At 76.3% G+C, this 8083-nt stretch carries 8 protein-coding genes and 1 pseudogene; 6 read left to right on the top strand and 3 right to left on the bottom strand.

The annotated features are described in order from the left end of the window. Positions 1-328, top strand: a pseudogene (locus ACFWDO_RS14660) (L-2-hydroxyglutarate oxidase); the annotation flags it as partial. 4 nt (positions 329-332) lie between these two features. Here ACFWDO_RS14660 and ACFWDO_RS14655 read toward each other — a convergent pair. Next, the gene (locus tag ACFWDO_RS14655; RefSeq protein WP_380318501.1) at positions 333-959 is read right to left on the bottom strand and encodes an acyltransferase; all 627 of its coding nucleotides are present in this window, start codon (positions 957-959) and stop codon (positions 333-335) included. 251 nt (positions 960-1210) lie between these two features. Here ACFWDO_RS14655 and ACFWDO_RS14650 point away from each other — a divergent pair, with 251 nt between their 5' ends. Next, complete coding sequence (locus ACFWDO_RS14650; RefSeq protein ID WP_380318504.1) at positions 1211-2080, top strand: glycosyltransferase; 870 nt, start codon at positions 1211-1213, stop codon at positions 2078-2080. Beyond that, positions 2077-3054, top strand: a complete 978-nt coding sequence (locus tag ACFWDO_RS14645; RefSeq protein WP_380318507.1) for a glycosyltransferase family 2 protein — start codon at positions 2077-2079, stop codon at positions 3052-3054. The genes ACFWDO_RS14650 and ACFWDO_RS14645 overlap by 4 nt, the downstream gene beginning before the upstream one ends. 5 nt (positions 3055-3059) lie before the next feature. Here the strand turns inward: ACFWDO_RS14645 and ACFWDO_RS14640 are convergent, their stop codons facing one another. Next, the gene (locus tag ACFWDO_RS14640; RefSeq protein ID WP_380318510.1) at positions 3060-3785 is read right to left on the bottom strand and encodes a hypothetical protein; all 726 of its coding nucleotides are present in this window, start codon (positions 3783-3785) and stop codon (positions 3060-3062) included. A gap of 38 nt (positions 3786-3823) precedes the next feature. Between ACFWDO_RS14640 and ACFWDO_RS14635 the strand changes: the two genes are divergently transcribed. From ACFWDO_RS14635 to ACFWDO_RS14625, 3 genes are all read left to right on the top strand, one after another. Then, the gene (locus ACFWDO_RS14635) at positions 3824-4702 is read left to right on the top strand and encodes a glycosyltransferase (RefSeq protein WP_380318513.1); all 879 of its coding nucleotides are present in this window, start codon (positions 3824-3826) and stop codon (positions 4700-4702) included. A 143-nt stretch (positions 4703-4845) separates the two neighbouring features. Further along, complete coding sequence (locus ACFWDO_RS14630) at positions 4846-5643, top strand: hypothetical protein (RefSeq protein WP_380318516.1); 798 nt, start codon at positions 4846-4848, stop codon at positions 5641-5643. After that, positions 5640-7037, top strand: coding sequence for an O-antigen ligase family protein (locus tag ACFWDO_RS14625; RefSeq protein ID WP_380318519.1), 1398 nt, complete (start codon positions 5640-5642; stop codon positions 7035-7037). Before ACFWDO_RS14630 ends, ACFWDO_RS14625 begins: the two co-directional genes overlap by 4 nt. Here ACFWDO_RS14625 and ACFWDO_RS14620 read toward each other — a convergent pair. Next, positions 6974-8005 carry a hypothetical protein gene (locus ACFWDO_RS14620; protein ID WP_380318522.1) on the bottom strand — a complete coding sequence of 344 codons (1032 nt, stop codon included), beginning with the start codon at positions 8003-8005 and terminating at the stop codon, positions 6974-6976. The genes ACFWDO_RS14625 and ACFWDO_RS14620 overlap by 64 nt on opposite strands. Between the last annotated feature and the right edge of the window lie 78 nt (positions 8006-8083).

The raw sequence follows: 8083 nt of genomic DNA, 5'->3' as shown, positions 1-8083 counted from the left end.
GTCCTGGCCCGGGCTGTGGCGGCTGGCCGGGCGCAACCTCGCGCCCGGCGCCGCGGAGGTGGCCCGCTCGATGTCGCGCACCCTGTTCGCCGCGTCCGTGGCGCGGCTGCTGCCCGGCACCACCGCCGACGACCTGCACCCCGCCCCCGCCGGCGTCCGCGCCCAGGCCGTGGGCCGCGACGGCTCCCTCGTCGACGACTTCCTGGTGCGCACCGCGCCGCGGCAGGTGCACGTCATCAACGCGCCGTCGCCCGCCGCCACCGCGTCGCTGGAGATCGCGCGGCACGTCGAGGCCGAGCTGGACCGCACGATGACGGCGAGCCGCTGAGACGTCAGGGGGCGTCCGGCGCGAGCCCGCCGTCGGCCTCGGTGTACGTCTCCCCGGTGGCGGGGCAGCGCCACCGCCCGTCGCCGTCGGCCTCGAGCGGGACGCCCGCCCGGCCCACCCAGCGCACGCGCCTCGCGGGCGAGCCCGCCACGAGCGCGAAGTCGGGCACGTCCCGCGTCACGACCGACCCCGCGGCGACCGTGGCCCACCGGCCGACCGTCACCGGCGCGACGCACACGGCCCGCGCCCCCACCGCCGCGCCCTCGCGGAGCGTGACGCCGACGGCCTCCCAGTCGTCGCCGGTCTTGGCGGAGCCGTCCGGGTTCACGGCGCGCGGGTAGAGGTCGTTGGTCAGCACGGCCGCCGGGCCGACGAACACGCCGTCCTCCAGCACCGCCGGCTCGTAGACCAGCGCGTAGTTCTGCAGCTTGCAGCGCGCGCCCACGCGCACCCCCGGACCCACGTACGCGCCCCGCCCGATCGTGCAGCCGGGGCCGACGACGGCGTCCTCGCGCACCTGCGCCAGGTGCCACACGGTGCTGCCCTCGCCGATCGTCGCGCGCTCGTCGACGTCGGCGGACGCCGCGATCGTCGGGCCCGCCGTGCCGAGGGGCGTCCGGGTGCTCGTCACCGCGTCCTCCGTCCCGCCGGCGGCTGGTCGCCGGCCTCCGCTCCACTGTCGACGCCGGTGCGCCCGGACGGAACACGTCGACCGGGTGAATCCCGCACCCGCCGACGACGTCGTCCCAGGTCAGCGCGTTCCCGCGCCGCGACGGCAGGGGATGAAATCGGCTCCGGACCCCCTGTGCGACACCCCGCCGTGGCTACTCTGCGAACGCGGTGGCCGCGCGGCGTGCGCGGCCCGGGAGCAGGGGGGACACCATGGCCGGACCCGCACCCCGCGCGAGCCTGGTGATCCCCGCGCACGACGAGTCGGCCGTCCTCGGCGACCTGCTGCGCGAGCTCGCGCGCGCGGACCCCGGCGAGCTCGAGACCGTCGTCGTGTGCAACGGCTGCACGGACGACACCGCCCGCGTCGCCGCGACCTTCCCCGGCGTCACCGTGGTGGAGGTCGCCGAGGCCTCGAAGATCGCGGCGCTGCGCGCGGGCGACGCCACCGCGACCGTGCTGCCGCGGGTCTACCTCGACGCCGACGTCGGCATCACGCTGGACGCCCTGCGTGCCGTGGTCGCGGCGCTCCGCGCGGGGGCGCCGTCCGCCGCGCCCGTGCCGACCTTCGACACCCGCGGCTGCGGCGTCGCGTCCCGGGCGTACTTCGCGGTCTTCTCCCGCCTCGGCTACGCCCGCCACCACGTGCTCGGCTCGGGCGTCTACGGGCTGTCCGCCGCCGGCAGGGCCCGGTTCGGCACGTTCCCCCCGGTGGTCGCCGACGACGGCTTCGTGTACTCCCTGTTCGCCGAGCACGAGCGCGTCAACCCGCCCGGGGCCACGTTCCGCGTGCGCCCGCCGCGCACGCTCCGGGCGCTGTACCGCCGCCGCGTGCGGATCGTGGTCGGCAACCGGCAGCTCGCCGCCCGGGGAAGCACGCTGCGGCCCCCGGCACCCTCCTGGCGCCAGGTGGTGCGGGCCGAGCCCCGGCTCGTCGCCGCCGGCGCGGTCTACGCCGCCGTGAACGCGGCCGCCGTGCTGCGGGCCCGCCGCCTGCTGCGCGCGGGGAGCGTCGGCGGGTGGAACCGGGACGACACCTCCCGGGCGCCCGCGCCCGCGCTGCGCGGAGGGCGGCCCGCGTGAACGTCCCCGAGGTGAGCGTCGTCGTCGTGACGTACCAGAGCGCGGACTGGGTCGAGCGCTGCCTGAGCACCCTCCCTGCCGCGTTCGACGGCGTCGCGCACGAGGTCGTCGTCGTGGACAACGCGTCCACGGACGGCAGCGCCGACCGCGTCGCGGCCCGGTACCCCGGGGTGCTGCTCGAGCGCAACGCTGTCAACGTCGGGTTCGCCGCCGCGGTCAACCAGGGCGTGCGCCGGTCGACGGCACCGTGGGTGCTGCTGCTCAACCCCGACACGGAGTCCCGCCCCGGGGCGCTGCGCCGCCTGCTCGAGTTCGCGCGGACCCACCCCGGCCACGGGCTGTACGGCGGGCGCACCGTCCAGGCCGACGGCAGCCCGGGGCCGTTGTCCTGCTGGGGCCTGCCGACCGTGTGGAGCACCCTGTGCTTCGCCACGGGGGCGTCCACCCTCTTCCGCCGCACCCGGCTCTTCGACCCGGAGTCGCTCGGACGGTGGCCGCGCGACACCGTGCGCGAGGTCGGGATGGTCACGGGGTGCCTGCTCGTGCTCGAGCGCAGCACCTGGGAGCGCCTCGGCGGGCTCGACGAGCGGTTCTTCGTCTACGGCGAGGACGCCGACCTCGCGGCGCGGGCGCGCGGCCTGGGCCTGCGGCCCGTCATCACGCCCGACGCCGAGATCGTGCACGCCGGCGGGGAGTCGTCGTCCGACGCCGACGGCGGCAGCACCCCGCTCGTCCTCGCGGGCAAGGTGCTCTACGCGCGCACCCACTTCGGCCCCGTCGCCGCCCCGGTGGTCGTCGCGCTGCTGCGGTCGGGCGTCGCCCTGCGGGCCGCCGGGTCGGCCGTCACCGGGCGGGGGCGCAAGTGGGCCGCCACCTGGCGGCGTCGTGCCGAGTGGTGGGACGGCTTCCCCGCGTCCCTCCGCGCCGCGCCCGCGGAACCGGAGCAGGACCCCGCGCAGGAGCCGGTGCGATGACCGGCTCAGGCCGTCGGGACGAGAGGGGCCCGCGGGTCGGGACCCGCGACCGGGTCGCCGTCGAGGGCGGGGGTGAGGGCCGCGGCGCGGCGCAGCCGGCGGCGGCGCGCACGCTCGTCCAGGAGCACCGCGCCCGACACGCTCACGAACGACCCGACGAGACCGATCGCCAGCAGGGCCCGCGCCTTGCCGCCCCGGGTGGAGCCGACGTACGCGACGGGCGGGTCGCCCAGCAGCGGCTGCACGGTCATCAGGTCCTGCGTCCGCGTGCCCTGCGTGAGCTGCAGCGCGCGCGCCGTCTCGGACACCTGCGCCACGACCTCGTCGTACCGCCGCGCGACGCCGGCCTCGTCGGGGCCCACGACCTCGACCGTCAGGTTCGGCTGCGCGAACATCGTCGTCCACTGGTTGCCGTAGTTGCGCAGCCGCACGGAGGACCCGTCGCGCACCCCGGTGCCGTAGATGGGCGCGGAGTTCATCCGGGGCGGCGGGGCGGCACCGTTCAGCTCCCGGTCGAGCACGCCCGCGAACGCGATGAGGTTGCCGCGCCAGTAGCTGTCGGGCGCCTGCTGCAGCGACCCCCCCGGCGCGACGAGCACGACGTCGCCCTCGGTCCAGTACAGGGGCTGCGGCCGGACCGCCACGAGGACGGCGACCGCCGTGAGGAGCAGGCCCAGCACGACCACGTACCAGCGGTGCCGCAGCACCCGGAGCAGCCCCTCGAACGTCATCGCCGACCTACCGCTGTGAGTCACCCGTCGGAGGCCCCGTGAACGAGACCCTGAGCCACGTCATTCTCACACGGTTCAACCTGCCGTCGGCGGGCGCCGAGAAAGTCGTCCGGGCGAAATCCGGGTGGCTGCGCGACCGGACCGCGCTGTTCGAGCGCTACTGCCTGCCGAGCGTCGCCGCCCAGACCGACCCCGCGTTCGCGTGGATCGTGTACGTCGACCCGCAGAGCCCCGCGTGGTTCTTCGACTGGCTCGACGACGTGAGCCCGGGGAGGTTCCACCCTGTCCGCCGGGAGGCGGTGCACCGCGTCGACCTGCTGCGCGACGTGGTGGGCGTGCTCGGGCACGAGCCCGACCGGCTCGTCACCACGAACCTCGACAACGACGACGCCGTGTCCGACGACTTCGTCGCACGGCTGCGCGCCGGCGGCGCGGCGACGACGGGCCGCGCCGCCCTGTACCTGGAGAACGGCCTGGTGCGGCGCGGCGAGCGCGTCTACGCCTGGCGCGACCCGTCGAACGCCTTCGCCTCGGTGGCGGAGCCGTTCGCAGGCGCCGTGACCTGCTGGGTGGACTGGCACAACCGCCTCGAGCTGCAGATGCCGGCGGTCCGCCTCGGCGGCGACGCCGCGTGGCTGCAGGTGATCCACGGGGCGAACGTCAGCAACCGGGTCCGCGGCACGCTCGTCGACCCGCGGCCCTACCGCGCGAGGTTCGTCGCCGGCCTCGACGGGACGGCCGCCGTCGCTCGCCGCCGCGTGGTCGCCGACCGGCTCGTCGCGGCGCCGGCTCGGGCGGCCCGCGACCACGGCCGCTCTCTGGTCAAGCGCGGCGTGCTCGCCGTCGGCGGGCGCGAGGCCGTCGACCGGGTGAACGCCCTGCGGCGAGGCGTCGTACGACCCCGGGAGGGCGGATGACGTGGACATGGCGCGCGGAGCCCGTGCAGGTGCCCGGACCCGCGTCACGACCGACCCCCGAACCGCTCTCTCTCGATGACACGTCCCGGTCCGGGCGCCCCACCCCCGGGCCGCCCGCGCCGGCCGGGACCGAAGGACGCACCGTGCAGCTTCACGACATCCTGATGATCCTCCGCCGACGGTGGTACCTGGTCCTGTGCGGGATCGTGGCGGCCGCGGCGGTGGCGTACGGGGCGACCACCCAGGTGCCCGTCACGTACGCGATGCAGACGAGCTCGGTGCTCATCCCGGGGAAGTCCACGATCCTCGAGGGCAGCAACCCGTTCCTCTTCCTCGGGGGGCTCACGCAGCAGCGCGACCTCCTCACGTACGCCGTCATGTCGCCCGAGGTGCAGGCGCAGCTGCTGGAGCCGTACCCGGGCACCACCCTCGCCGTCTCGGCCGACGTCGGCACGAGCGGCCCGGTGCTGACCGTGCAGGCCACGGGGCCGGACCCCGCCGCGCTGCCGGCCGTGATCGCCGACGCGAACGCGTCGCTCGACGCGGAGCTCGGGCGCATGCAGGACGAGGTCGACACGCCGCGCGGCGCGCGCACGTCGATGCTGCAGCTCACCACCGCCGCGCAGCCCACGACGGAGCGCGGCGCACAGCTCAAGGCCATGGTCGCCGGCGCGGGCGTCGTCATGCTCGTCACCCTCCTGGTGACCGCGTTCGTGGACGGGCGCCTCCTCGCCCGGGCGCGGCGACGTGGCGGGCTCGCGGAGCCCGGCCTGTCGGACGAGCTCGCCGAGAGCCTCGCCGGGGACCCGGTCCGCACCGGTGCCGGCATCCCCGACAGCGCGCCCCGGCGGCCCGCCTCGCGCCGGCGCGCGCGGCCGAGCCCCACCCACCACCGCCCGGCGGCGGACCGGCGGACGCGCAGGTCGGTCGACCCCACATGACGACCGCCGCCGGTGGGGCGCGCCCGCCCGCGGCGGCCCGCGGGTGGTCGGTGCGCGGCTTCGACGCCGTGAGTCTGCTGACCGTGTACATGGTCAGCCTGTACGCCTTCCCGTCCGCCGGCTCCATCGACGGGCTCGGCTCGCTCGGGCGGCCGTCGAACCTGGTCGGCCTCGCGTGCCTCGGCTGGTGGGTGTGGGAGCAGATCTCCCGCCACCGCCCCGCGCCGCGGCCCGCGCAGCCGGTGCGTGTCGCCCTCATCGTGCTCGCCCTGGCCGTCCTGATCAGCTACGCCCTCGCGGGGATGCGCGGGATCCCCGTGCTCGAGCAGAGCGTGGCCGACTCGACGATGCTGCGCTTCCTGTCCTGGACGGGACCCGCCCTGCTGGCCACGGACTGCGTGCGCACCCCCGAACGCTTCCTGGCCCTGGTGCACCGCATCGTGATCGCCGGCGGCCTGATGGCCACGCTCGGGCTGGCGCAGTTCGTCACCGGCCAGCCGCTCCTCGCGGGCCTCCCGATCCCCGGCGTCACCGCGGACGCCGTCGACCTGGGCGACCGCGGCGGGTTCGTCCGGGCGAGCGCGATGGCCGCCCACCCGCTGGAGTACGCGACGGTGCTGGCCGCGGCCATCCCCCTCGCCCTGAACGCGGCGCTGTACTCGCGCCCCGGCTCCCGGCTGCGGCGCTGGTACCCGAGCGCGGCCATGATCCTCGCGTCGCTGCTGGCGGTCTCCCGGTCCGCGATCCTCGGCACCGCCGCGGGGATCCTCGTGCTCGCGCCGTCGTGGCCGCGCCGGGTCCAGGTCCGGCTCGCGGTCGCCGGCGTGCTGCTGCTGGCCGCGGTCCAGGTGCTCGTGCCGGGCATGCTCAGCACGTTGCGCTACATGTTCACCGGCGGGGACTCCAGCACCGAGTCACGGGTCGACAACTGGGGCATCGCGTTCGACCTCGCCTCGCGGTTCCAGCCCTTCGGCCGCGGCCTCGGCACCTTCCTCCCGTCCTACCGGATCCTCGACAACGCCTACCTGCTCCTCCTGATCGAGATCGGCATCGTCGGCGTCCTCGCCGTCATCGGCCTCGCGGCGACCGCCGTCGTCGTGGCGCTGCGGGCGAGCCACCGGGCGACCGACACCGCCCTGCGCAGCCAGTCCCGGGCGCTGGTCGCGTCGGTCAGCGCGGTCATGCTCCTCATGGCGTTCTTCGACGCGATCTCGTTCACGATGTCCGTCTCGACGTTCTTCCTGGTCGTGGGCTGCTGCGGCGCCGCGGGGAACGTCGTGCCGAGGCGCGCGCCCGAGGCCGCGCACGCCCTCGCGGCGGACGGCGCCGGTCACTCCCAGGGCTCGGGCTCCGGCACGGGGATCCCGCGGCCGTCGGGGGCGTCCGGGTCGTAGGCGGCGTTGTCCACCCACTGCTCCCACCCCGGGCCGCTCGACGCGTAGGTGGCGCCCTCGCCCGTGTCGGTCATCCGGTTGTCGACGGCCCGCAGGCCGGTGTACGACCGGCCCTCGTACTCCTGCAGGATGAGCTGGAAGCCCTCCCCCTCCAGCAGGTTCCGCTCGACGAGGAGGTTCCGGATCTCCCCCGCGTACGGCTGCACGAACAACGCCCCCGTGGCGTTCGCCGTGTCCTCGTCGAAGCGGTTGTCGCGGACGATCAGCCGGCGGTCGGGCCGGCCGTCGAAGTCGCGCACCGTGAAGGCGCTCGAGTGGTTGCCGTCCGTGCCCGGGTCGCCGTACGCCACCAGGTCGGTGACGTAGTTGTGCTCGACGAGCGCGTCGAGGTGGTCCCCGGTGCCGAACAGCGACAGCCCGCTGCCGAAGCCGTGCACGTAGTTGCGCTGCAGGTCCGCGATGCCCTGGAACGGGCCCACGTACGCGGCCTCGGCGGGCCCGTCGAGCAGCGAGCCGTCGAACTCGCTGTCCCGGACGACGACCTTGGTCGGGGTGGCGCGGTGCGTGCCCCAGCTCGCCGTGGACAGCGCCGGCTCGCCCCGCGGCACGGCGCCCGGGGTCGGCTGGACGCAGCTGCGCTCCACCACGATCGAGCCCGCGGACAGGTCGAGCTCGCCGGTGATCCGCTGCTCGCGGATCACCGTGCCCGGCGCGGGGTGCTGGGTGCCGGTGTACTCGGGCAGGCTCGCGCAGTCCAGCCCGAGCGGGGCGAGCCCGACGTTGGTCGCGTCGACGGTCCACCCGGGGCCGGGGGTCCGGGGCGCCTCGTCGGCCTCGACGGCAGGGGGCGGCGCCTGCGCGGGCGGCGCGGCCGCGACCGTGCCGAGCACCACCGCGAGCGCGAGGACGCCCCCGGCCGCGTACCGGCCGCGCCCGGCCCCGCCCTCGCCCCGCTCGACGTGTCCCATCGCTGCGCCTCCCCCTCGACGGTCGCACGGCGGAGGCGCCTCCCGGCGGCCCCCGCCCGGATTTCGCCCGGCCGGCGG

Source organism: Isoptericola sp. NPDC060185 (assembly GCF_042728595.1).
In the GTDB taxonomy this organism is placed as follows: Bacteria; Actinomycetota; Actinomycetes; order Actinomycetales; family Cellulomonadaceae; genus Isoptericola.
Note: the sequence above shows the minus strand (reverse complement) of the source record. Positions and strands in the feature narration are given on the sequence as shown.